General features: G+C 34.7%; 22 protein-coding genes. 11 read left to right on the top strand and 11 right to left on the bottom strand.

What is annotated here, in order from left to right; translation table 11 throughout:
• Positions 1-58 precede the first annotated feature (58 nt).
• The 3 genes from J2W95_RS07885 (at position 59) to J2W95_RS07875 (ending at position 3962) form a co-directional block, all read left to right on the top strand.
• Positions 59-2866 carry a TonB-dependent receptor gene (locus J2W95_RS07885; RefSeq protein WP_310005696.1) on the top strand — a complete coding sequence of 936 codons (2808 nt, stop codon included), beginning with the start codon at positions 59-61 and terminating at the stop codon, positions 2864-2866.
• 104 nt (positions 2867-2970) lie between these two features.
• Positions 2971-3393: a hypothetical protein gene (locus J2W95_RS07880; RefSeq protein ID WP_310005694.1), complete on the top strand. Its 423-nt coding sequence runs from the start codon at positions 2971-2973 to the stop codon at positions 3391-3393.
• A 77-nt stretch (positions 3394-3470) separates the two neighbouring features.
• Complete coding sequence (locus J2W95_RS07875; RefSeq protein WP_310005693.1) at positions 3471-3962, top strand: septal ring lytic transglycosylase RlpA family protein; 492 nt, start codon at positions 3471-3473, stop codon at positions 3960-3962.
• A gap of 31 nt (positions 3963-3993) precedes the next feature.
• Here J2W95_RS07875 and J2W95_RS07870 read toward each other — a convergent pair whose 3' ends face one another.
• Positions 3994-4461: a CYTH domain-containing protein gene (locus tag J2W95_RS07870; RefSeq protein ID WP_310005691.1), complete on the bottom strand. Its 468-nt coding sequence runs from the start codon at positions 4459-4461 to the stop codon at positions 3994-3996.
• A 172-nt stretch (positions 4462-4633) separates the two neighbouring features.
• Here J2W95_RS07870 and dinB point away from each other — a divergent pair, with 172 nt between their 5' ends.
• Entirely contained in the window at positions 4634-5716 is a 1083-nt protein-coding gene (dinB, locus tag J2W95_RS07865) for a DNA polymerase IV (protein ID WP_310005689.1), read from the top strand.
• A gap of 308 nt (positions 5717-6024) precedes the next feature.
• Here the strand turns inward: dinB and J2W95_RS07860 are convergent, their stop codons facing one another.
• From J2W95_RS07860 to aceB, 3 genes are all read right to left on the bottom strand, one after another.
• The gene (locus J2W95_RS07860; protein ID WP_310005688.1) at positions 6025-7317 is read right to left on the bottom strand and encodes an aminopeptidase P family protein; all 1293 of its coding nucleotides are present in this window, start codon (positions 7315-7317) and stop codon (positions 6025-6027) included.
• A gap of 612 nt (positions 7318-7929) precedes the next feature.
• Positions 7930-9210 carry an isocitrate lyase gene (aceA, locus tag J2W95_RS07855; RefSeq protein ID WP_310005686.1) on the bottom strand — a complete coding sequence of 427 codons (1281 nt, stop codon included), beginning with the start codon at positions 9208-9210 and terminating at the stop codon, positions 7930-7932.
• Between the two features lie 65 nt (positions 9211-9275).
• A complete protein-coding gene (gene aceB, locus J2W95_RS07850; RefSeq protein WP_310005683.1) occupies positions 9276-10877 on the bottom strand; it encodes a malate synthase A in 1602 nt (533 codons plus the stop codon).
• A gap of 120 nt (positions 10878-10997) precedes the next feature.
• Between aceB and J2W95_RS07845 the strand changes: the two genes are divergently transcribed.
• Positions 10998-12479 (top strand): helix-turn-helix domain-containing protein, encoded by a 1482-nt coding sequence (locus tag J2W95_RS07845; protein ID WP_310005682.1) that lies wholly within the window; start codon positions 10998-11000, stop codon positions 12477-12479.
• Positions 12480-12539: 60 nt separating this feature from the next.
• Here J2W95_RS07845 and J2W95_RS07840 read toward each other — a convergent pair whose 3' ends face one another.
• Positions 12540-13901 carry a hydroxymethylglutaryl-CoA synthase family protein gene (locus J2W95_RS07840; RefSeq protein WP_310005680.1) on the bottom strand — a complete coding sequence of 454 codons (1362 nt, stop codon included), beginning with the start codon at positions 13899-13901 and terminating at the stop codon, positions 12540-12542.
• A 382-nt stretch (positions 13902-14283) separates the two neighbouring features.
• On the opposite strand from J2W95_RS07840, the gene J2W95_RS07835 reads away from it, so the two are divergent.
• From J2W95_RS07835 to J2W95_RS07825, 3 genes are read left to right on the top strand one after another with little or no spacing between them, the layout of a single operon-like run.
• On the top strand, positions 14284-14949 hold the full coding sequence (locus tag J2W95_RS07835) for a succinate dehydrogenase cytochrome b subunit (protein ID WP_310005678.1): 666 nt from the start codon (positions 14284-14286) through the stop codon (positions 14947-14949).
• A gap of 12 nt (positions 14950-14961) precedes the next feature.
• Entirely contained in the window at positions 14962-16971 is a 2010-nt protein-coding gene (locus J2W95_RS07830) for a fumarate reductase/succinate dehydrogenase flavoprotein subunit (RefSeq protein ID WP_310005676.1), read from the top strand.
• A 7-nt stretch (positions 16972-16978) separates the two neighbouring features.
• A complete protein-coding gene (locus J2W95_RS07825; RefSeq protein WP_310005674.1) occupies positions 16979-17740 on the top strand; it encodes a succinate dehydrogenase/fumarate reductase iron-sulfur subunit in 762 nt (253 codons plus the stop codon).
• Positions 17741-17814: 74 nt separating this feature from the next.
• Here J2W95_RS07825 and J2W95_RS07820 read toward each other — a convergent pair whose 3' ends face one another.
• The 5 genes from J2W95_RS07820 to J2W95_RS07800 all read right to left on the bottom strand — a co-directional run bounded on the left by J2W95_RS07820 (position 17815) and on the right by J2W95_RS07800 (position 21718).
• On the bottom strand, positions 17815-18225 hold the full coding sequence (locus J2W95_RS07820) for a cupin domain-containing protein (RefSeq protein WP_310005672.1): 411 nt from the start codon (positions 18223-18225) through the stop codon (positions 17815-17817).
• A gap of 54 nt (positions 18226-18279) precedes the next feature.
• Positions 18280-18723 (bottom strand): Rid family detoxifying hydrolase, encoded by a 444-nt coding sequence (locus J2W95_RS07815; protein WP_310005670.1) that lies wholly within the window; start codon positions 18721-18723, stop codon positions 18280-18282.
• A 69-nt stretch (positions 18724-18792) separates the two neighbouring features.
• Positions 18793-19704 carry an alpha/beta fold hydrolase gene (locus J2W95_RS07810; protein WP_310005667.1) on the bottom strand — a complete coding sequence of 304 codons (912 nt, stop codon included), beginning with the start codon at positions 19702-19704 and terminating at the stop codon, positions 18793-18795.
• A gap of 134 nt (positions 19705-19838) precedes the next feature.
• Positions 19839-20660: an alpha/beta fold hydrolase gene (locus J2W95_RS07805; RefSeq protein ID WP_310005665.1), complete on the bottom strand. Its 822-nt coding sequence runs from the start codon at positions 20658-20660 to the stop codon at positions 19839-19841.
• Positions 20661-20887: 227 nt separating this feature from the next.
• Complete coding sequence (locus tag J2W95_RS07800; RefSeq protein WP_310005662.1) at positions 20888-21718, bottom strand: helix-turn-helix domain-containing protein; 831 nt, start codon at positions 21716-21718, stop codon at positions 20888-20890.
• 272 nt (positions 21719-21990) lie between these two features.
• Here J2W95_RS07800 and J2W95_RS07795 point away from each other — a divergent pair, with 272 nt between their 5' ends.
• The gene (locus J2W95_RS07795) at positions 21991-22755 is read left to right on the top strand and encodes an amidohydrolase (protein ID WP_310005660.1); all 765 of its coding nucleotides are present in this window, start codon (positions 21991-21993) and stop codon (positions 22753-22755) included.
• Here J2W95_RS07795 and J2W95_RS07790 read toward each other — a convergent pair.
• Positions 22747-24435, bottom strand: coding sequence for an Ig-like domain-containing domain (locus tag J2W95_RS07790; protein WP_310005658.1), 1689 nt, complete (start codon positions 24433-24435; stop codon positions 22747-22749). The two genes, J2W95_RS07795 and J2W95_RS07790, sit on opposite strands and share 9 nt — an antisense overlap.
• Positions 24436-24674: 239 nt before the next feature.
• Between J2W95_RS07790 and J2W95_RS07785 the strand changes: the two genes are divergently transcribed.
• Both J2W95_RS07785 and J2W95_RS07780 read left to right on the top strand, forming a co-directional pair.
• Entirely contained in the window at positions 24675-25127 is a 453-nt protein-coding gene (locus J2W95_RS07785; protein WP_310005656.1) for a 6-pyruvoyl trahydropterin synthase family protein, read from the top strand.
• Between the two features lie 14 nt (positions 25128-25141).
• Positions 25142-25897, top strand: a complete 756-nt coding sequence (locus tag J2W95_RS07780; RefSeq protein ID WP_310005655.1) for a UDP-2,3-diacylglucosamine diphosphatase — start codon at positions 25142-25144, stop codon at positions 25895-25897.
• The last annotated feature ends 3 nt before the right edge of the window (positions 25898-25900 follow it).

The raw sequence follows: 25900 nt of genomic DNA, 5'->3' as shown, positions 1-25900 counted from the left end.
CTTAACACATATTGATTCAAATGTTATAATTTTGCCAAAAATATTTAAACTAACAATGATGACTACAATGAAAAATTGGTTACTCTCTGGATTGCTATTTTTAGTGGTTTCAACCGTATTTTCACAAGGGAAAATTACTGGAACTATTACAGATGGTCAAAGCCCATTACCTGGGGCAAATGTTGCTATTAAAGGTGCATCAGTAGGTGCTTCAACAGGTTTTGATGGTAAATTTACCATTGAATCTACTGTAAATGCTGGACAATTAATTATTTCTTACATTGGTTTCGAAAACCAAACAGTGAGCTTTTCAGTTTCAAGTGGAACTACTGATTTAGGAAATATTGTTTTGGTTTCTAATTCTAACGAATTGAGTGAAATCGTAGTTAGATCAACTGTTGTGGATGTTGCAAAAGACAGAAAAACACCTGTTGCCGTTTCTACAATCAAAGCATCAGAAATTCAAGCAAAATTAGGTACTCAAGAATTCCCTGAAGTTTTAAAGAACACTCCTTCAGTTTATGCTGTAAAAGGTGGTGGTGGATTTGGAGATTCAAGAATTAGTATTCGTGGATTTAGTCAAAATAACATTGCAGTTATGATTAATGGTGTGCCTGTTAATGATATGGAAAACAGTTCTGTTTACTGGAGTAACTGGGCAGGGTTATCTGATGTAACTTCTGCTATGCAAGTTCAAAGAGGTTTAGGTTCTTCAAAATTAGCTATCGCTTCAGTTGGAGGAACAATTAATATATTGACTAAATCTTCTGATCAAAAAGAAGGAGGTTCTATTGGTACTTCTTTTGGAAATGCAAATTATCTAAAAACACAAGCGTCTTATTCTACAGGTAAATTGGAGAATGGACTTTCAGCCTCTATTTTATACAGCCACACAATGGGAGATGGATATGTAGATGGAACTGATTTTGTAGGAGACAACTATTTTATAGCTTTGGGTTATACTACAAAAGACAACAAACACGATTTTCAATTTACTTTTACAGGAGCGCCACAATGGCACAACCAAAGAAGTTCAAGTATTACTATCGCTCAGTATCAAAAATATGGAGTTGATGGAGAGCCAAATATAAAATACAACTCTGATTGGGGATATTTGAATGGAGAAAAGTTTAGTATGACAAGAAACTATTTCCATAAACCAGTTGGTTCTTTTAACTGGGATTACAAAATCAACGAAACTTCAAAATTGTCAACAGTTCTTTACGGTTCTTGGGGCCGTGGTGGTGGAGCTAGAGGTGCAGGAGGAGTTAGAGGAGCTACTTATACAGCAGATGCATTTAGAACTGCTGATGGTTTAGTGGATTTTGATAAAATTCAAGCTTATAACTCAGGTCAAACTGTTGTGATTGGTGGAGTGGCTAGAACAAGAACGGAAATTAATGGTAATTTTCAAAATAGTTCAAATACAGGTAGATCTGGTGCAGGAACTCCAGCTTCTCCATATGTTTATAATAGTACTTCAGGTATTTCTCAAATTTCATCTATCAACTCTCATGACTGGTATGGTGGTGTGATCAATTTTAATAAAAAATTCACAGAGAACATAACTTGGGATTTAGGGGTTGATGCTAGAACTTATGTGGGTATTCACTATCAAAATTTAAATAATTTGTTGGGAGCTGATGAGTATTATGATAATACAGACATTAACAATCCAAAAAGAATCTTGACAAACACTTACACAGTTAGTCCTTCTGGGAATCCTTTTTCAAATGCTACAGCTGGAGATAAGATCAATTTTTACAATGATGGAAATGTTAACTGGTATGGTGCTTTTACTCAATTAGAGTATTCAAAAGATAATTTGACAGCATTCATTCAAGGAGCTGTTTCTCAACAAGGTTTCAAAAGAGTAGATTACTTTAAATATTTAAGTTCTAATCCACTTTCTTCCACAGATTATGAAAATATTCTTGGAGGTAACGTAAAAGGAGGAGTAAACTATAATATTAATGAACAGCATAATGTTTTTGCTAATGCAGGTTATTACTCAAAACAACCGTTCTTTAATGCCGTATATCCTGGAAATGCTTCTATAGTGAATCCATACTTGGTAAATGAAAAAATCATGAGTGTTGAAGGAGGTTACGGTTTCCGTTCTGGAATTTTCTCTGCCAATGTAAATGTTTATTATACTACTTGGGATGATAGAAATTTAAGAATAAACGATTCTAATACAGCTACCAATAATGGTGGGTATTATGATTATACAGGAATTAGTGAAACACACATGGGGGCTGAATTTGAAGGAAATGCTAGAATTACTGATAAATTCAAAGTTAATGGAATGTTCTCTTTTGGAAACTGGGAATACAGTGGTAATGCTAATTCAACATTATACAATTCTGCTAACGAAGAGTTGAGTAAATCACTTTTATATTTAGATAACGTAAAAGTTGGAGATGCTGCTCAAATGACTGCTTCTTTAGGTGCTTCTTATGAAGTTTTAGAAAGAGTTACTTTAGATGCTAATTATAATTTTAATGATAATTTATATGCAGCAATTTCACCTGATAAATTCACAGCAGCTGATAACAAAGGATCGTTAGAATTGCCATCTTACGGATTAGTTGATGCAGGATTTTCATATAAAATGCTTGTAGGAGCAAAAAGAGATAAATCAGTAAATTTCAGATTGAATGTAAATAACGTATTTGATGAAATTTATATTGCTGAATCTAGATCTAACTTCTTCGCTGATGATATTAAAACAAAAGCTACAGCAACAACACCTGCTGTAACTTATGCACAAGCAGGAGATATTTACAATGGTATAGCAACTGTTAACCAAGTTTTCTTCGGATTTGGAAGAACTTATAACTTTAGTTTGCGTTACGATTTCTAGAAAAAAGAATCAAAATATAGTTCAGAAACCCCAATCGCTTTTTAGTGTATTGGGGTTTTTTTATGACTTTTTTGCTTATATTTGTTTAAATTAAAATAATATTTATGTACACGATTTTACAAAAATTTCACTCAGGTTGGGCTTATATTGCATTGTTAGTTCTTGTTATCGCGGTTATTAATGCCATAATAGGAATGTCTTCTAAAAAAGAATTTACTGCAAGAGACAGAAAAATTGCTTTGTTTGGATTAATTGGAATACACGTTCAATTATTGGTTGGTATAATCTTGTATTTTGTTTCTCCACTAGGATTGGCCTCTTTAGGGCAAATGTCTGATAAAGCGTTGCGTTTAACTTCATTGGAGCATCCATTAATCAATATCATTGCTATCGTTTTAATTACGATTGGTTGGTCAAAACATAAAAAATTAACGACTAGCGAATCAAAATTTAAGACTTTCTCTATATTTTACGGTTTAGGATTAGTGCTTATTTTAAGTAGAATCCCTTGGTCATTATGGTTTTAAACCATTTTTAAAAGTCCTGAGAAGGACTTTTTTTTACCTTTTTTTGCACTTCAAAAGTTTCACCTAATAAACTATAAATGAAAAAAATAATCACGCTTTTATTTTTACTTGCCAATTTTGGATTGGTAAGTGGTCAAAGTGCCATTATAAATAGCAAAAAATTTTCCATCAATAAAGACACTGTAAAAAAAGTTAAGGTTGTCGAAAAAGAGTTTTCACCAGCAACAATCGCCCCAGATACTGCTACTGTTGAAACAGGGAAGTTTGTGTTTTTCAAGAAAAATGCTCACGCTTCTTATTATCACGACAAGTTTAACGGTAAAAAAACAGCAAGCGGAAAACGATTTGACAATCAAAAATTAACCGCAGCCCATAGAAAATTTCCTTTTGGCACTAAGCTAAGAATTACCAATGAAGACAACGGGAAATCGGTAATAGTAGAAGTGACTGATCGCGGTCCTTTTGCAAGAGGAAGAGAAATAGATTTAAGTAAAAAAGCCTTTATGGATATTGCTTCCAACAAAAGGGGTGGAGCAGTAAATGTAAAAATAGAGGAATTGCAAAAGTGATTTTTTAGTAATTACTTTATTCACTCAAAAACTACCAATTTTTAAAAGGGTTATTACTCAAGTAGGCATTGTAATATCTTTTGTCATTTGTAACTTCTTGACCAAGCCAGATTGGTTTTTCAAAAGATTCGGTTTCAGACTTCAGTTCGATTTCAGCCATAATTAAGCCTTCATTTTCTCCGTAAAATTCATCTATTTCAATAATATGACTACCCGTTTTGACTTCAAATCGGGTTTTGTCAATTACGCCAGATTCACATAAAAGCAATAATTTATCAGCTTCGTCAACGGGGATTTCCTTTTCCCATTCAAAACGGGACATACCCGATTCGCTTGAGAGTCCTTTTATCGTCAAAAACCCTTTGTTACCTTTTACACGCACTCTTACTGTTCTTTCGGGGATCGAGCTTAAATAGCCTTGTTTTATTCTGTTTTGGGCAAAAGATTCTTCTTTGAAAGAATCTGAAGTCACCAAAAATTTTCTTTCTATTTCTACCATTTTTATGTTTTTTGGAGCTTTATCCCGCTATTCGTTTCAATCTTATGAGCCGAACCCCGGCTCATAAGGATTTTCACTGTTATCGGGGCTAGTGCGTTTATCAAAGATATTCATTTATTTTTTTAACAGTTCTGTCATTCCATTTTTTTCAAAACGTTTCTAAATTTGTAACATGTCCGAACCTCTCCCACATAGAAAAATCATACACATCGACATGGATGCGTTCTATGCTTCGGTGGAGCAAATGGATAATCCTGAGTTGCGTGGCAAACCCATTGCTGTTGGGGGAGCCGAAAACCGAGGAGTTGTTTCGGCGGCCAGTTATGAAGCTAGAAAATTTGGTGTTCGCTCTGCGATAAGTGGCTTTTTAGCCAAAAAAAACTGCCCCGAACTTATCTTTGTAAGGCCACGTTTTGATAGGTACAAAGAAATCTCAAAGAAAATCCATAAAATATTCCATGAGTATACAGATTTGGTTGAGCCTCTTTCACTTGACGAAGCTTATCTGGATGTTACCAAAAATAAAAAAGGCAATCCTAGTGCCAGTTTATTGGCACAGGAAATTCGAGCAAGAATATTTAATGAAGTTGGGTTAACGGCTTCGGCGGGGATTTCGGTCAATAAATTCGTGGCCAAAATTGCCAGTGATTACAATAAGCCTAACGGCCAAAAAACGGTCAATCCAGATGAAGTGATTTCTTTTTTGGAACAATTACCCATCCAAAAATTTTATGGCGTAGGAAAGGTTACTGCTGAAAAAATGTTTCAGCTTGGAATTTTTACGGGTTTGGATTTAAAAAATAAACCAGTTGAGTATCTGGAAAAGCATTTTGGAAAGTCTGGTGGTTTTTATTATAATGTAGTTCGAGGTATTCATAACAGTGAAGTGAAATCAAATCGGATTACAAAATCGGTTGCTGCCGAACATACTTTTGACATTAATCTTTCCTCCGAAATATTTATGTTGGAAAAACTCGAAAAAATTGCGTCTGAATTGGAACGTCGTCTAAAAAAACATCAGATTTCCGGCAAAACAATTACACTTAAAATAAAGTACAGCGATTTTACCCAACAGACGCGAAGCAAAACGATGCCTTATTTCATTTCCGATAAAGCACTGATTTTTGAAACGGTCAAAGAACTCTTGTACCAGGAGAAAATGAAAGATTCAGTTCGTCTTCTTGGAATTTCCTTAAGCAACCTAAATACGGAAATCAAAAAAACAGTGGTGGTACAGCTCAAATTTGATTTTTGATTTGAATTGTGCATTGAGCCACAGATTTTGTGGATTAAACGAATTTGGGCGAATTTTTTATTTCTTACTCAAAATGTATTTAGCCATTGTTTTGCTTCGTTTCTATTAAGAGTAGAGCTACTGGCAATATTAAGGCTCACCTACCAAAAAAAACATAGGCGAACATGCCAAAAGTATGAGTATGCCAATCTAAAATTATTGCATTCCTGTCACAAAACCGATTATTGAGACTGGACATTATTTTATGAAAAAACAAAAAAAAGGCTCTCATTACTGAAAGCCGTTTTTTTGATTGTATTTAATAAGAATTAAGAATTCATCAAACTTTCGATTTCTTCCACTTCAATCGGAATGTTTCTCATTAAGTTGAAAGGTTCTCCTTTTTCCTGAACAACAACATTGTCTTCCAAACGAATTCCAAAACCTTCGGCAGGGATGTAAATTCCAGGCTCAACAGTGAATACCATATTTGCTTTCATCGGCTCATGCAATAATCCGTAATCGTGTGTGTCCAATCCCATGTGGTGAGAAGTTCCGTGCATAAAATATTTTTTGTAGGCAGGCCATTCCGGGTTTTCATTTTGAACATCGGCTTTGTCAATTAATCCTAAACCAAGTAATTCTGATGTCATGATTTTACCCACTTCAACATGATATTGTTTCCAGAGAGTTCCTGGAGTAAGCATTTTGGTCGCTTCATTTTTAACTCTCAAAACGGCATTGTAAACATCTTTTTGTCTGTCCGTGAATTTTCCCGAAACTGGAATCATACGAGTCATATCACTAGAATAGTTTGCGTATTCAGCAGCCACGTCAAGTAATACTAAATCACCCGCTTTACATTGTTGGTTATTTTCGATGTAATGCAAAACATTGGCGTTGTTTCCTGAAGCAATAATTGGTGTATAAGCAAAACCTTTGGAACGGTTGCGAATGAATTCGTGAACTAATTCAGCTTCGATTTCGTATTCGGTTACGTTTGGTTTTACGAATGACAACAATCTTCTGAAACCTTTTTCGGTAATGTTACAGGCGTTCTGAATTAAATCAATTTCTTCGGTTTCTTTGATTGAACGGATGCGTTGCAATATTGGATTGCTTTTTGCAACTTGATGTGCAGGATATTTGGCTTTCCACCATTTAATGAAACGAGCTTCACGGGTTTCTGTTTCAATAGTTGCACGATAATGTTCATTGGTATTGATGTACATGATGTCTGAGTAAGTCATCATTTCGTTTAAGATTTTCTCAAAATCTTGTAACCAATAAACGGTTTTAATTCCAGAAACTTCAAAAGCGCGGTCTTTGGTCAGTTTTTCACCTTCCCAAACGGCAATATGAGCACTAGTTTCTTTTAGGAATAATATTTCTCTTTGATTTTCGTAAGGAGCATCTGGAAAAAGTAATAAGATACTTTCTTCTTGATCTACACCGGATAAATAAAAGATATCGCGGTGTTGTGCAAATGGCAATGTACTATCTGCAGAAACAGGATAAATATCATTAGAATTAAATACTGCTACACTATTAGGCTTCATTTGAGCCATGAATTTTGCTCTGTTTTTTATAAAAAGGGCACGGTCAATTTGGTGGTATTTCATACGTATTTGTATTTATTAATTTTTATTGGAATATGGTATTGCCACTTTTCTATTGATTTTATGATTTGAAATTGTGGCAACTTCCCTTTAAAACAATTTTAGGTATTGAATTATCAAAAATAGTAACTTTAAAAATGTAATTAGTATTTGTATAGTTTTTTTTAAGATTTTAATAACTGCGGAAGTTTTATTATTGGTTTTGAAGCAGAAAGATTAGGCATTTTTGCAGGCATCGTCCCGCTATCCGTTGCAATCTCATGTGTCTCGTCCGAAAAGACGAGACACATGAGGATTTTCACTACTATCGGGGCTAAAGGGAGAGATTATGTTTTTTTTGGGGTATTATCTGAAAAAGGAAAAATGGGAATGATTTAACTCGGAGGTGAATAGTAATTATTTGCACTAAAGTTCTTGTTTCGACCGCGCGAAGGATGGGAGCAAGTTACCGAAGTAACGCGGACAGCCTGACCGCATAAAGAAAAGGGACCGATTCACCGTTATGATGAGTTGGTCCCTTTTCTTTATGAGGTCGCGCCCAAATAAAGTTTTTAAATAAAAAAAGCACGAAGAAATGAGGGTTTCTCCGTGCTTTATTAAAAAAGTATTTTAAAGTTAAAACTGTGCTACCTCGGTAGAATCTTTCATTGCTGTTGTAGAAGATTTTCCTGTGGTAACGGTGTTTTGTACGGCATCAAAATAGGATGTGCCAACAAATCCTTGGTGTTTTACGGCTTTGAAACCATGTTTTTGTAAAGCAAATTCTCTTTCTTGTAATTCAGAATATCCGGCCATTCCTCTCTCTTTGTAGGCTTTGGACAATTCGAACATACTGGTGTTCAAGGCATGGAATCCAGCCAAAGTGATGAACTGGAATTTGTAGCCCATTGCAGCCAAGTCTTCTCTGAAAGTTTCCATTTCGGCAACGGATAATTTGGCGGCCCAGTTGAATGAAGGCGAACAATTGTAGGCCAACATTTTTCCAGGAAATTGTTTGTGGATAGCTTCTGCAAATTGTTTAGCATAGGCCAAATCAGGATTGCTGGTTTCCATCCAAATCAAATCGGCATAAGGTGCATAACTTAATCCGCGATCAATTCCTTGCTCCACACCACAGTTTACATAGAAAAACCCTTCGGCTGTTTTTTCTCCTGTGATGAATTTGGCATCTCTTGGATCGATATCGCTAGTCAATAAATTGGCAGCATCGGCATCAGTTCGCGCAACGATAAGCGTTGGTGTTCCCATTACATCGGCGGCCAAACGCGCAGCAATTAATTTATTGATGGCTTCTTGAGTAGGTACTAAAACTTTCCCGCCAAGATGGCCACATTTTTTAGCAGAACTCAGTTGGTCTTCAAAGTGAACACCAGAAGCTCCCGATTCAATCATCGATTTCATCAATTCGAACGCATTTAGATTACCTCCAAAACCGGCTTCGGCATCGGCAACTATTGGAACCAAATAGTCTTTTTTATCAGTCGTTCCGTTTACTACCTGTATTTGATCTGCGCGCAAAAGTGCGTTGTTGATTCTTTTTACAACCAAAGGAACGCTGTTGGCTGGATACAAGGATTGGTCGGGGTACATTTCGCCAGCAACATTGGCATCCGCCGCCACTTGCCAGCCGCTAAGGTAAATGGCTTCCAGTCCAGCTTCTACTTCTTGAATGGCTTGGTTTCCTGTAAGTGCTCCTAATCCAGCGACAAAATCTTGCGAATTGAGTTTGTTCCATAATTTGGTAGCTCCCATTCTGGCAATGCTGTGCTCAATTTGATAAGATCCTTGGAGATTTACAACTTCTTCGGCGGTGTACGGTCGTTCGATTCCTTTCCATCTTGGGTTTGTAATCCAGTCGGTAACTAGTTCTTGAATTCTTGTCTCGGTTGTTTTCATGGTGTTCGTTTAATAGCGTTTGTTGGTTATTTATTTTGATTTTTTTTATTTTGAAATTGAAGTTCTTACAGGTATTTATAGCCAATTAAGGTTAGAAATTCTATAAAATTTTCATTGACTACTAAAGTATCGAGTAGCTGTTCTGCTAAATGATAATTTTGTTTTTCGTGGTTTTCATCACCGACAATCTTTTTAATTTTTTCAAATTCTTCCATTGCTAAACGATGATAATAATCTTCTGTTAGTGTTTTGTTGTTGTCCAAAATCACTTCGTTTTGAAGCCATTGCCACAATTGAGATCTTGAGATTTCGGCAGTAGCGGCGTCTTCCATCAAATGATGTAAAGCGGCAGCGCCTTGTCCGTTGAGCCATGAGGCGATATATAGAACCGAAATGCTGATGTTTTTTCGAACACCTTCTTCTGTTATGGTTCCTTTTGGGACTGCCAGCAAATCCTCTTCGACTACATTTACATCATCTCTTTTTACATGGATCTGGTTTTGAGTAGACATGTATTTATCAAAAACAGATTGGGCTAAAGGAACCAAATCAGGGTGCGCTACCCAAGTTCCGTCATGTCCGTTTTGAACTTCTCTTCGTTTGTCTGTTACTACTTTATCAAAGGCAATATTATTGGCTTCTTCATCATTCTTGATTGGAATTTGTGCTGCCATTCCGCCAATTGCGTGTATGTTTCGCTTGTGACATCTTTGAATAACCAATTGTGAATAAGCGCTCATAAAAGGCGAAGTCATAGTTACCTGGTCGCGGTTTGGAACGATAAAGGTTTTGTTTTTTCTTAATTTTTTGATGAAAGAAAAAATGTAATCCCATCTGCCACAATTTAATCCTACGATATGGTCTCTCAATTCGAAGATGATTTCGTCCAGCTGAAAGCTAGCGGTAATCGTCTCTATTAATACAGTTGCTTTGAAAGTTCCGTTTTGTTCTCCCAGATGTTCTTGTGCAAATTCGAAAACTTCATTCCACCATTTTGCTTCGAGATAATGCTCCAATTTTGGTAAATAAAAATAAGGAGCAGTTCCGTTTTTGGATAATTGTTCGTGATTATGAAAAGCATATAAGCCAAAATCAACGAGAGAACCAGACGTTTCTTGGCCGTCGATAAGAATGTTTTTTTCATTCAGATGCAATCCACGAGGTCTTACAATTAGAACGGCTGTCTTTTCTTTCAGAGCGTATTTTTTATTTTTTATTGGATCTTCAAGAGTTATGGTTTTGTTTACGGCATCGATTAGATTTTGTTGCCCTTCCATTAAATTGCTCCAAGTAGGGGAAGTACTGTCTTCAAAATCGGCCATAAATGTTTTGGCTCCAGAATTGAGTGCATTGATGACCATTTTACGATCCACAGGGCCTGTGATTTCTACTCTTCGGTCTAGTAAATCTCTTGGAGTAGTTGCGGCTACCCAATTGCTTTCTCTAATCATTCTTGTTTCGGGTTGAAAACAAGGTAAAGCTCCAGCATCAAATAAGCCCTGTTGTTTTTTGCGATCTTCTAATAACGAAAGTCTTTTGTTATTAAATTTTTGATGCAATTCAGTTAAGAATTCAATGGCGCTATCCGTCAATATTTCAGGATACTGCTGTGTGATTCCATTTGTTATTTGGAATTTTTTCTCGATGGTTTCTGTGTGGTTTTTCATAACTAGTTCATTTTGATACTGCAATACTACAAAAAGTTTTTTATAAAACAAGCGAACGTTCGCTAAAAATGAAAAATATTTTTTTTGAGGTTTTTCTTTTTTTAGTTTATCTTTGATTTTATGAATATGGAAAAAGATTATATCAAATTGATTTTTGGGCTTAAACTCAAGCAGGCTCGAACAAATAAAGATTTGTCATTATTTGGCTTGGCCAAAATAACGGAGCTGTCAAAATCGTATTTGAACGAAATTGAAAAGGGAAAAAAATATCCTAAAACGGAAAAAATTATTCTTTTGGCAGAGAAATTGGACGTCACTTACGATCATATGGTGTCTTTGAAACTCGATAATAATCTTGCACCGATTGGAGAAATTTTAAAATCAGGAATTTTAAAGGAGATTCCGTTGGATCTTTTTGGAATCCAAGAGGCCGATTTAATTGATATTATTGCCAATGCTCCGGCTAAAGTCAATGCCTTTATCAGTACAATTATTGAAATCGCACAGCATTATAACTTAAGCCGAGAAAGTTTCTTCTTAGCTTCGTTGCGTTCTTATCAAGAAGCGCACAATAATTATTTTGAGGAGCTTGAGGAAAAAGTGTTGCTGTTTTGCAAAGCATTTCATATTGATGGAGAAGCCACTATTTCTATCGATGAATTATCTGCGATATTGATTGAAGAATATGGTTATACAATTAATGAAATTGTTTTTTCGGAACAAGAAGAATTGGGTGATTTGAGATCTATTTTTGTGCCAAAAAGCAAAACATTGTTGCTTTCGGTTGGTATCGATGATTCTCAAAAAGCATTTATTTTGGCCAAAGAAATAGCCTATAATTTTCTTGAAATCAAAGAAAGACTGTTTACGTTTAGTTGGATAAAGTTTGATAATTTTGACCAAGTTCTCAATAATTTTTATGCTTCTTATTTTGCAGGGGCATTACTTATTCCAAGGGAACCTTTGATCAACGAGTTGAATTTGTTTTTGTCAAAAACAGATCCTAAACCGCAAGAAATGATTCAGCTGATGAATAAATTTACGGTTTCCCCAGAATCATTTTATCAGAGACTTACTAATATTTTACCAAAAGATTTTCAGATAAAGAACTTATTTTTTCTTCGTTTATCCCATGAAATTGGCACAGATACTTATCAAATAAAAAAAGAATTGCACATTACCAATCAGCAGGAACCTCATGCCAACGAAATGAATGAGCATTATTGTAGAAGATGGGTTTCAATAAAAACAATTGTGGAATCTTTGAAGCAAAAGAAAGAACACTTTTTTGACGCGCAGATTTCGCGTTATGAAAACAGTAATAATGAATATCTCGTTTTTTCATCTGCTACTCCAGATCCTTTTAAGAAGAATTGTTTAAGGAGTATTTCGGTAGGAATTTTGATAACACCTTCAATTAAGAAAAAATTTAAATTTATTGAGGGGGATTCGGTGCAAAGACAATTAGTTGGGGTAACATGCGAAACTTGCTCAGTTCAAAATTGTTTAGAGAGAGCTTCGCCTCCAATTCATTTGGAACAAAAAGTTAGAAATGAAAAGACGGACGCAACGGTTCAGGAATATATAGCTAAGTTTAGTTGAAACAAAAGAGCCACGAATGGATTTATTTCGTGGCTCTTTTTTATATTGTTATTCTCAGCATTAATCAACCCATTTGTAATAACGGGCTCCAATTAGATTTGGAATTTCTGTTTCTATTCGATCCAAAATCCATTCGTTTTTAGGCTCTTGAATGCTTTGTTTTTGTTCCTTTTTGTGTAATTTTTCATAAGTTTCAAAATCAATTTCAAAACTGTTTTCAAGCGTTTCAAAAAGCGCAACATTACTTATGGCTGATTTCCATTCTGGTTGAATAGTTCCTTCAAAAACCTTAGACTTAGAACCACTTCCGTAAGCTAGAAAACCAAATTTTTCGGATGTGATTTCTTTTTTTGTATCGTAGAAATGAGCCAGAGTAGAAAGCAATCCCATAAAAATGGAACCAGTATATAAGTTTCCAATTAATGAAGAAGCTAATTCTGCAGGCTGTAATTTTTCGGAAACAAATGTTTTATAATCATCAGATTTGCTGATTTCTTTTAATTTGTTCTGGTATTCTGAAGCAGTTTCTTCTCCAGAAAGAATTGGAGTGGAAACGTCTAAAGCATATATTTCAGACAACATTCTTCGGCCTTGAAAAGCATAAGGTAAATGCATTACGATACTTTTCCAATTGTCATAGATGGTTTCTTGAGTGCCTTTTAATTTTTTGAATGAAAAATAAGCGTCTCTAGTACGATCCATATAACATTGGTTCGAATATTGTCCGTCAAAAACAGGTTGGTCTTTGTGGATTTCAATTTCGCTTTCCAAATTATCAAACCAAGATTCATTGTTTGCGTTTCCAGTGATTTCCTGTTTTGAAATTGTTCTATATGGTTTAAAGAAATCAAAAACACCTTTCGTGCTAATTCCCCAGTTATTGTCGAAAGTGATGATTCTAGGATTGGCACTAATTAACATTGCTACGGCACCGGCTCCTTGGGTATATTCGCCAGTGGAATTTAAATCGTATTTGGCAAAATCGGTAGCAACGACAATTGCTTTTTTGGTCGGATTGAGTTGAACAAAATCAAGGCAGTTTTGCATAGCGTCAACTCCGCCAATGCAGGCGAAAGTGAAATCTACAACATCACATTCAGATAAAGAGTTCTCTCCGAATTTTTGCTCCATTAGAGAAATCAAAAAAGAACTTATGGGTTTTGAATTGTCAATAGCACTTTCGGTTCCAACGTATATTCGTGCAATTTCATCTAATTTGATGTTGTTGCCTTGGATTAGTTTTGTCAAAACATTCGCTCCAAATACAACAGTATCTTGATGAGTATCTGGTAAAGTCATTTTTAATAAACCCAATCCTTTTTCAAGTTTTTCTGGTTCTATATTTCTAGCTAAAGCTAGTGTTTTTATGGGTAAATGTAATTTGGCAACATCAAAAGCTATTGCATCTATTCCGATTTTCATTGTTGAATATTTTTTGCAAAATTAAAGCTCCACTTTTGAATAACAATTTTTTTAGATCTACAAAATTGATGTTTTTTGTGTTTTTGCTTATTTGCAAAGCAATCATTTATAAAACAGAATAATTGACAATAATTAGGGACTTTATTTTTATTATTTTATGTAATTCTCAAAACGCCTTTTTTGTTTAGGTTATGCTTTGAAGAAGTAACTATCGGACTTTTAAAGTGTTACTAATTGGCTTTTAAAAAGCATCTAAGTTTCAAAATAAACACTTTAAAATGATTATAAATAGTGGGGTAAAAATGTATAAATGGTTGTAATTCTTTCCTAATTAACCTAAATTTGTTCGACTTTTTAAAAAAAATAAAACATTTATACTATTATGGCAAAATCTGCAATATTGAAGTCGTCTATAGCTAAAAAAGTAGCTATGGCGCTTTCAGGACTTTTTTTGATTTCGTTTCTATCGCTACATTTCTTTATTAATTTCGTTTCGGTCTTCAGTGCTGATTCATTTAATGCGATGTCACATTTCATGGGTTACAACCCGTTAATTCAATTTGTTATGCAGCCGATCTTGGTTGCGGGAGTAGTTTTTCACTTCGTTATGGGATTCGTTCTAGAATTGAAAAACAGAAGCGCTAGACCAGTTGCCTATGTAAAATACGATGGTGCTGCAAATGCTTCATGGGCATCTAGAAATATGATTATTTCTGGTTTGGTTGTGTTGGCATTTTTAGGATTGCATATGTATGATTTTTGGTTTCACGAAATAGTGTACAAGTATGTAGAAGGTAATGATATCGAAACAACAAGATATTATGGCGAATTAGTTGCTAAGTTTGAGAGCCCAGTTCGTACAGGATTGTATTGTGTTGCTTTCGTTTTATTGGCATTACACCTTTGGCATGGTTTCACTTCCTCTTTGCAATCAGTAGGATTTGATAGCAAAATTGGGAAGTCATTGCATAAAATTTGTTATGCATTTGCAATTATAGTTCCTTTTGGATTTATTTTCATTGCATTATTTCATCATTTTAATAATTAATATCAATCTATAATGAAACTAGATTCTAAAATACCAGAAGGTCACATTTCACAAAAATGGACTGATTATAAAGATCACTTAAAGTTAGTTGCTCCGAACAACCGACCAAAAATAGATATTATCGTTGTGGGTACAGGATTGGCTGGAGCTTCGGCAGCAGCGTCTTTTGCCGAAATGGGTTATAACGTAAAAGCATTTTGTTACCAAGATTCTCCACGTCGTGCGCACTCAATCGCTGCACAAGGAGGTATCAATGCTGCAAAAAATTATCAAAATGATGGTGATAGTACTTTCCGTTTGTTTTACGACACTATCAAAGGTGGGGATTACAGAGCACGTGAGGCAAACGTACACCGTTTAGCTGAAGTTTCTGGGAACATCATTGACCAATGTGTGGCTCAAGGTGTTCCTTTTGCACGTGATTACGGTGGAATGTTGGATAACCGTTCTTTTGGTGGTACACAAGTACAACGTACTTTTTATGCTGCAGGACAAACAGGGCAACAATTATTGTTAGGAGCTTATTCTTCTTTATCAAGACAAATCGGTTTAGGAAAAATCGATATGTACAACCGTCACGAAATGTTGGAATTGGTAAAAGTCGACGGAAAAGCTCGTGGAATCATTGCTCGTAACTTGATCACTGGAGAATTAGAAAGACATTCTGCTCACGCTGTAATTATTGCAACTGGTGGATACGGAAACGTTTATTTCCTTTCTACAAATGCAATGGGATCTAACGTAACTGCTGGTTGGAAAATTCACAAACAAGGAGCTTTGTTCGCAAATCCTTGTTATGTTCAAATTCACCCAACTTGTATTCCAGTTCACGGAACCAATCAATCTAAATTGACATTGATGTCTGAGTCGTTAAGAAACTCTGGACGTATTTGGGTTCCAAAGAAAAAAGAAGATTCAGAAGCGATTCGTGCTGGGAAATTAAAACCAGTTCAAATTGCTGAAGAAGATAGAGATTACTATTTAGAAAGAAAATATCCGGCATTTGGAAATTTAGTTCCTCGTGATGTTGCTTCAAGAGCTGGAAAAGAAGTTTGTGACGAAGGTCGCGGAATTGAGGCTAATGATACCAATGAAGGAGTTTATTTGGATTTCGCTACAGAGATTCAATCTAAAGGAAAACAAACGGCTTTCGCCAAAGGAAATCACAATCCTTCTCAAGAGGAAATCCTTACTTTAGGAAAAAAATGGTTAGAAGAAAAATATGGTAACTTGTTTACTATGTATCAAAAAATTACGGATGAGAATCCTTATGAAACTCCAATGAAAATCTATCCTGCAGTTCACTACACAATGGGTGGAGTTTGGGTTGATTATAACTTACAATCTACTATTCCAGGTTGTTTCGTTGCAGGAGAAGCTAACTTCTCTGACCACGGAGCGAACCGTTTAGGAGCTTCGGCTTTGATGCAAGGTTTGGCTGATGGATATTTTGTATTGCCTTACACCGTTTCTAATTATTTAGCTGATGATATTCGTACTGGAAAAATTTCTACAGATTTGCCAGAATTCGTAGCTGCTGAAAATAACGTAAAAGAGCAAATCAACAAATTCTTGTCTAATAATGGAACTAAAACTGTGGATCACTTCCACAAACTTTTAGGACACATTATGTGGAATAAAGTTGGAATGGGTCGTAATGAAAAAGGTTTAACTGAAGCCATTTCTGAAATTGCTGCTTTGAAAGAAGAGTTCTACAAAGAAGTTTATGTTCCTGGTAGTTCAGACGAATTGAATCCTGAATTAGAAAAAGCGCTTCGAGTTGCCGATTTTATCGAATTAGGTCAATTGATGGCTATGGATGCTTTACAGCGTAAAGAATCTTGTGGAGGTCACTTCCGTGAAGAGTATCAGGATTCTGAAGGAGAAACACTTCGTGATGATGAAAACTTCTCGTTTGTAGGAGCTTGGGAAAACAAAGGATACGATGTTACAAAATCGGAACTTCACAAAGAGGAATTGAAATACGAGTTTATTAAAATAGCCGCAAGAAATTACAAATAAAAAGATCATGAGCGCAGCAAAAAATATCAATATAAGCCTTCAAATTTGGCGTCAAAAAAACTCCAAAGAAAAAGGAAAAATGGAAACATACAAATTGAACGATGTCTCTACGGCTAGTTCATTTTTGGAAATGTTAGACCAATTGAACGAACAATTAGTAAACGAAAGAAAAGAACCAGTAGCATTTGACCACGATTGTCGTGAAGGAATCTGCGGAATGTGTTCTTTGTATATCAATGGACGTGCACACGGACCAGACACTGGAATCACTACTTGTCAATTACACATGAGAATGTTCAATGATGGAGATACTATCGTTATTGAACCCTGGCGTTCTGCAGCTTTTCCTGTAATTAAGGATTTAATTGTTGACAGAACTTCTTTTGATAGAATTCAACAAGCTGGAGGTTTCGTTTCTGTGAATACTTCTGGAAACACTATCGATGCGAATGCAACTCCAATTAACAAACAAGATGCAGACAAAGCTTTTGAAGCAGCAGCTTGTATCGGTTGCGGTGCTTGCGTTGCAACTTGTAAAAATGGATCTGCAATGTTATTTGTAGGAGCAAAAGTATCTCAATATGCTTTGTTGCCACAAGGACGTGTTGAAGCTACAAACCGTGTATTAAACATGGTGCGTCAAATGGATGAAGAAGGTTTTGGTAACTGTACAAACACTGGAGCTTGCGAAATCGAATGTCCAAAAGGAATTTCCCTTGAAAACATTGCTCGTATGAACAGAGAATATCTTTCTGCAAGTTTGAAATAATATTTCAAAACAGTTTATATCAAAAACGTTCCAAGAAATTGGGACGTTTTTTTTATTACAATAAGTTGAAAACATTATTTTATTAACTGAACCAGAGGTTTGCCTTTTTTAACGATGTAAGTGGCTAGTTCGCTGGCTTTAGTATTCCCAACATTTTTAGCAGAATGAATTGTCCCGGCAGGTATAAATAATACTTGTCCAGCTTTAAGTGTTACAGGAGGTTTACCCTCTACTATATATTCAAGTTCACCTTCGAGAACATAAATGATTTCTTCACCGGGATGATTGTGGTTTCCGAATGCTGTTCTTGGTTCGAAATCAATATGTGCCTGAACGACTTCGCTGCCTGGAGTGCTAATGTCGTGGCGTTGCAGCTCGGTACGACTAATTCCTGAAGGCTTTGTTTGAGCAGAGGTAGAAATCGCGTATGTTACTATCATTAAAATAGCAGCTACGGTTCTAAATAATTTTTTATTGTTTTTCATTTTAGTATATTTTAAATTAAAATTTTTCTAGTGGATCCAAAATTATTTCAATAACTAGTCCAGTTTTTTGATTGCAATACATTCTATTTCAACACTCGCATTTTTAGGTAACGCAACTATCTGAATGGTGCTTCGAGCTGGAAAACCTTCTTTGAAATAACTTCCATATATTTCATTAACTACTTGAAATTGGTTTATGTCGGTAATAAAAATTGTCGTTTTAGTAACATGATTCAAATCGGAATGGTTGTCTTTAAGAATGACTTTTAAATTTTCAAAAATCTGAACGGTTTGTGCTTGAATATCTTCTTTTAAAACATTTGTCTTGGGATCTATTCCTATTTGTCCGGAAACAAATATCAAATCATTATAAGCTATAGAATGACTATACGGACCAATTGGTGTTGGTAAATTGGAATGATTTGTTCTAGCTATTTTTTTCATATTGGTACAGGATGACAAAATCAGGACTACTAGAATAAAAACTATTTTTTTCATGATGTATTTGATTTTGAGTTTAAAAAAAAGAGGCTAATCCTTTTGTAGATTAACCTCTTAAATTGATTCTTATTTTTTAATAAAATTTAATAATTCAGAGTTGAATTTTTCTAATTCTTCGATGAATAATGCGTGGCCACTTTTTTCCAAAGGAACCAATGTAGAGTTTGAAATTAATTTGTTCATTTGTTCAGCCAACTCATAAGAACAGATTTTGTCTAGTTTACCGTGAAGGATAAGAGTTGGGATTTTTATCTTTTTCAAATCATCACGCAAATCAGTGTCTCTTAAAGTTTTTAAACCTTCAGCCATTGCATAAGGAGACGCCTGCGCTTGAATTGTTCCTAACCATGCTCCATATCCAGGAGAAACGCTTGTTGCATTTGCAGGGAATATTTGTCCAAAATTCTCTAATAATTGAGGTCTGTTAGTATTATTCAAAGCAATCAAACCATCTACATCAGCTTTAGTCCAATTACCGAAGTTAAAATCGGCTCTTTTTGTCCAGATTGGTGCTGCTGCTCCGAATAAAGCTAATTTAGAAATGTGAGCTGCATTATATTTTGCTGCATAATGAATTACTGTTGCACCTCCCATTGAAAAACCTCCTAAAGTTGCATTTTCAATTTTTAGTTTATCCAAAATCACTTTGATGTCATCTGCAAAAACATCGTAGTTGTATTTTCCTCCCGGTTTGTCAGAAAGACCAAAACCTCTTAGAGTAATTCCGATTACACGATATCCTTTTTCAACAAAATAAGCATATTGGTATTCGTACATGGCATCGCTTAATGGCCATCCGTGAATTAAAACTATTGGTTGACCTTCTCCAAGGTCAGTTACGTGAAGTTTTACATTTTTTTCTACTTCGATGTATTCTTCTCTTCCGTAAGAAGCAGGAGTTCTTTTTGTTTGTGCAAAAGATTGCAAGTTGATTAATAGAGCAGTAAAAAGTCCGATTGATAAGATTAAATTTTTCATTTTATAAATTTTTAAAGTTGTTAATTATTGGTTTTAATTATATTGTTAATTTGATATTGCAAAGTTGTTATAATTTGGAAAGCGTTACAATGGATGGTTTTCCCTTTAAATTGCACTTTTTTCCCTTTCTTAATTTAGGCTTGAACAAATTCTAAAATGTCTTTGTTTATAGTGTCGGCATCAGTAGTCGGCATACCGTGAGAAAGCCCTTTGTATATAATGAGTTTGCCATTTTTCAAAAGCTCGGCTGCCTTAACCGCAGTAGTTGCATAAGGAACAATCTGGTCGTCATCGCCGTGAAGGACCAATACTGGAATTTCAACACTTTTAAGATCTTCGGTAAAATCAGTTTCTGAGAAAACTTTGATACAGTCATAATGAGCTTTTATACCACCCATCATTCCTTGTCTCCACCAATTGTCCTGAATTCCTTTTTTTACATTTGCTCCTTCACGGTTGTAACCATAAAAGGGAACAGTTAGGTCATGATAAAATTGTTGTCTGTTGTTTAAAGTGTTATCTCGGATATCGTCAAACACTGATAATGGCACACCTTCTGGATTTCTGTCATCAGCAATCATATATGGAGTGATGGCGCTGATTAGAACTACTTTTGCAACGCGGTCCTTGCCATATTGGGCCGCATATCGTATTGCTTCACCACCACCTGTGGAGTGCCCAACGTGGATAGCATCTTTTAAATCCAAAAATTCAGTCAATTCAGCTACATCTGTAGCGTATGTATCCATGTCATTTCCTTTGAAAGTTTGAGTGGATCTACCGTGTCCACGTCTGTCGTGAGCTATTACTCTGTATCCTTGATTTAAGAAAAACATCATTTGTGCATCCCAATCATCTGATGACAATGGCCACCCGTGGTGAAAGAAAATTGGTTGTCCTGCTCCTAAGTCTTTGAAATAAATTTCTGTTCCGTCTTTTACTGTGAATTTGTTCATGATTTTATTTTTTAAATTTTATTGTTATTTTGATATTGCAAAGTTGCATCAATTGCCAAAGGACAACAATGGATGCTTTTCCCTTTGAATTGCACTTTTTTCCTTTTTTAAATAAAACAGAAAAGAGTTGAATTATTTTTAAAGATTTTTATTGTTAAAATAAAAATCTTTAAATAAAAAAAGTGTGATTGTAAAACCACACTTTAATAAATCATTATTATTTGATGCTAGAATTGCTTTCGAAATGATAAGGGTGAAATGCCCGTGTTTTTTGTAAAAAACCGAATGAAATAAGCGTCATCTTCATAATTTAAACTAAAAGCTATCTCTTTTACAGTCATTGCAGTATGCGCCAACAGACGTTTGCTTTCGAGTATAATTCTGTTTTTAATGATGTCGTTTGGCGTGTCTTTACTCAATAAGCCAATTTTTTTACTTAGATTTTTTGGAGTTAAAAATAACATTTCAGCATAGTCAGCAACAGTATGATGTGTTTTATAATGCTGTTCCACCAGTTTACTAAATTTTCTCAGGAACTGAACATCTGATTGTTGGTCATTTTCCGCTAACAGATGTTGTTGTTTCCAAATTCTGGTCGATTTGAGAATGATGAGTTTTAACAGTATTCGCAACATTTCTTCGGTATTTGAATCTTCATCTTTCATTTCGGATTGTATTTCCCGAATTATATTTTGAATATCTGTAGATTGATTTTCATTTAACTGAATAAATGGAATTTCAAAAACATTATTGTAGAGTATACCATCACAAGCGACTTCTTGGTCGTGAATTTGTATGCAATAAAAGTCTTTATTAAAATGTAATAACAGCTCGCCTCCAAATTCAGTTTCATTAGGTTTTATAATCACTTTTGGATTTAAAAAAAGTAATGAATCCGTTTCTATTTGAAACTCTTGAAAATCAACTTGAATTTTGGATTGTTTTGGCAAAAACAAAACTTTGATGTGTTCATCAATTTTGACCAATGTGTTTTCATCAAGTTCTTGTTCAGTAAAGTTAAGATTACCAAATTGTTTGTATGAGAATTCTTTGAGCATGCTGTTTAATGATTAAATAAAATGGAGTTATATTATATTATTTTCACATCAAATTTAAACAAATAAAATATTAAGAAATAACCTATGTTGTGTAAAAATACAGATTTATGAGTCTAATATATTTAGATATGAATATTTTAATAATTATTAAAAAAAACTTGAAAAACTATCAATAGCTCACCAAAATGGACAAAGATTTAAGCTGAAAAAGCGGATGTGTTTTATGATTTATGAATTGTCATTTGAGATTTAAATTTCACTAATTTTATACTATGAAAATCGCCTTAATTCAATCTTCTTTATTCTGGGAAAACCCAAAATCAAACCGAAATCATTTCGAAGAAAAAATCAATGCAATTTCAGAGACAATTGATTTAATTGTGCTTCCAGAAATGTTTACGACAGGCTTCACGATGCAACCCAATGATGTTGCAGAAACTATGCAAGGCGAAACGATTACTTGGCTAAAACATTTGGCGAAAGCCAAAAACACTGCCATTACCGGAAGCTTAATTATTACTGAAAATGATAATTTCTATAACAGGCTAGTTTTTGTTTTTCCTTCAGGAGAAATTCAGTTTTATGACAAACGACATTTGTTTACTTTGGCTGGAGAAGACGAAGTTTATATGGCTGGTAGCAAAAAATTAATTGTTGAATATAAAGGCTGGAAAATCTGTCCGCTGATTTGTTACGATTTGCGTTTTCCTGTTTTTGCTCGAAATGTTGAGGAATACGATCTGCTGATTTATGTTGCCAATTGGCCCGAAATAAGGATAAATGCTTGGGATGCTTTGCTCAAAGCACGTGCCATCGAAAACATGAGCTATACCGTTGGAGTTAATAGAATTGGGGAAGATGATAACAAATTTCAATACAATGGACATTCCCAAGTGGTCAATTTCTTGGGAGAATACATTATGGAACCTATTGAGGCAAAAGGAGTTTTTATTGTCGAATTGAATAAAGGCGAACAACTCGTAACAAGAAAAAAACTCAATTTTTTAAATGATCAGGATTCTTTCGAACTAAAATAAACTACTTTTCTTTCCTTTTTCCTTTTCTTTTCCTTTTGGGGTTTTCTTCTTAGGTTCTGGAACATAAGGAAGACTTAGGTCAAAAGTCTCTTCCCAATCAAAATTAGCATGAAGATTTATTTCCTTAGATAAATAAATTACTTCTTCAGCTTGTCGTTTTTCAAGATAATTTCCGGTGTCCCATTCCTTGTTTTTATTGTCATCATAAATTGCTCTAACCGTATATGCGCTCGGCTCTAGGAGGTTGAATTCAATTCTTGTTTTATCCTCGGTGTATTCGCTGGCTTTAATAATGTCTCCTTTTTCGTTTGTCAATTCAATAATAACAGGAAAACGTTTTACATTTTTTAAATTCATCAAAATATTTCCATAATCGGCAAGATTTCGGGTACTCGTGCTAAACGATAGAGTATCATTTGTTTTTTCGAAAAAATCGGTGACAGCGCCAGGCATCAATTTTAAATGATACTTCTGAGCCTCTTCTATTTTAAAATCGATAAATAGCAGTTGATTATATTCATCGTATGCTGTAGTAAATGCAACGTCTGTCGAATCTTTGTTGACAAGTTTCATTTTGGATTTGTCAAAATTCACCAAAGGTGTACTTGATTCCAAAGTAAAGCGATCCCTAAAATTCAAAATACCAGTTTGAACAGCCTTGATGCTCAAAGTGTCACTTTTTTGATTTTTGATTTTAAAAGTGTAGTCTTTTTGATATTTGTCTTTTTCAATATTTAGCGTAAGCGAATCCACTTTCAGAGGTTTGTACCAGACTTGTAAAGAGTCTTTTTTCTCAATTTTTGTAACTATAGAGGGGATTATTTCGCTATTGTTTTTCAAAGTGATTTTAGCCTTTTCACCATTGCTATTCGGATTACCTTCATAACCTACAATTAATCGATTACCCGAAGCCTGGCTTGGCTTAATGGATTTAAAAGGCAATACTTCCTTGAATAATTCCAATTCAAAAACGGTGTCATTGGGAATCGTTACAATTTGTTTGTTAAACCCAATTCGGTCTGATTTAGGGTTGAATTTATTATTACTATTGTTGTCTTTCATAGCAACTAAATAGTATTTCCCCGATTTCAAATTCTCCAATCGAAATGTTTTCAAACTATCCAAAGTATTGGTAACATATCGAGGGTTCTCTTTATAAACGGTAGAATCATTGAATTTTTCATTCGCTTCATAAAGCATAATAGAAACAAAAGAAGCAACCTCTTTATCATAGGCATCTTTTATTCTTCCACCAAGAGCCAAAGAATCGATATAATCTCCCGTAGAAAACACATATTTAAATTGGTTCAATGGATTTCCCTCGTTATTATCAGCTATACTTTGTCCAAAATTAAGACTATAAGTCGTGTTGGGCTGTAAAGTATCATTTAGGGTAATTGTCAATTTCTTTGTGGCAGTCATCGGAACGATTAACGGCTCATTCTTCATTGGTGGCGAAATAATCAATTGCTTATTTATGTTTTTAAGCTTGATATTCTCATCAAAAACAAGTTTGATTTTATTGCCTTGAAACTTAGACGAATAATTTTCTGGGAAACTGGACTCCAATGTTGGTGCAATGGTGTCTTTATCTCCGCCAGTAATGGAACCTCTCTTGGCACAACTCACAAAAAAAATCAAGAGCAAAAAAGGAATATATTTAAAATGTTTTTTGAACATAATGAACTAAAATTTGATTCTACAAAATAACAATTATATTTACTGTAATCGAAATATTTCATGAATTATTAGGAGCTTTTTCCTGCTGTACACTATATCTTTTTATGAGGTGAAGAAAAATCACCCCATAAAAAGGATGCCGTTTCCATCAGGGCTAGTAACTGCAAGTAAGGGAATCCCGTTTTAAAAGAGCATTTCTCATGTGAATTCATTAAATTTGCAATCAAAATAGATCTTCAATGAGCAATATTAGAATCACCAAACAATTTAATTTTGAAACCGGTCATGCTTTATACGGTTATGACGGGAAATGTAAAAATGTGCATGGTCATAGTTATAAGTTATCGGTTACCGTTATCGGAAAACCGATTACGGATCGAAACAATGTGAAGTTTGGTATGGTCATTGATTTTTCGGATCTGAAAAAAATCGTAAAAGAAGAAATTGTCGATCAGTTCGATCATGCTACTGTTTTTAACGAAACCACTCCGCATATCGAGTTAGCCAATGAGCTAAAAGATCGTGGACATCATGTGATTTTAGTAGATTATCAACCAACCAGCGAGAATATGGTAGTTGATTTTTCCGAAAGAATTATCAGTAGATTACCTCAAAATATTGAACTTTTTTCTCTTAAATTGCAGGAAACCGAGTCTTCATTTGCCGAATGGTTTGCAAGCGACAATCAATAATTTATACGTAGTTCATGCAATTATCCAATAATAAAAAAATCTATTTTGCCTCCGATCAGCATTTTGGAGCGCCAACTCCAGAGTTGAGTTTTCCGAGAGAGCAAAAATTTGTTGCTTGGCTAAACGAAGTTAAAGACGATGCCGAAGCGATATTTCTTCTAGGTGATTTATTTGATTTTTGGTTTGAATATAAAACCGTAGTTCCAAAAGGGTTTGTTCGTATTTTAGGAAAGTTGGCCGAAATTCGCGACAGCGGAATTCCTATTTATTTCTTCGTTGGAAACCATGATTTATGGATGTCCGATTATTTTGAAACCGAATTGAATATTCCCGTTTATCACGATAACAAAGAATTTACTTTTGGAGACAAAACCTTTTTGATTGGTCATGGGGATGGTAAAGGGCCTGGGGATTTAGGTTATAAACGCATGAAAAAAGTGTTTACGAATCCACTTTCCAAGTGGCTTTTCAGATGGCTTCATCCCGATCTTGGAGTGAAATTGGCACAATATCTTTCCGTTAAAAATAAGCTTATCTCAGGGGCCGAAGACGTGAAATTCTTGGGTGAAGAAAACGAATGGCTTATTCTTTATGCCAAACGAAAATTGGAAACAAAACATTATAATTATTTTGTTTTTGGTCACCGCCATTTACCAATGATTAAGACAGTTGGCGAAAATTCAGAATATGTAAATCTTGGTGATTGGATCACGTATTTTACCTACGGAGTTTTCGATGGAGAAAAATTCGAAGTAAAAAAATTCGAATAAATT

The sequence above is a fragment of the Flavobacterium granuli genome, from assembly GCF_031456055.1.
Taxonomy (GTDB): domain Bacteria; phylum Bacteroidota; class Bacteroidia; order Flavobacteriales; family Flavobacteriaceae; genus Flavobacterium; species Flavobacterium granuli_A.
Note: the sequence above shows the minus strand (reverse complement) of the source record. Positions and strands in the feature narration are given on the sequence as shown.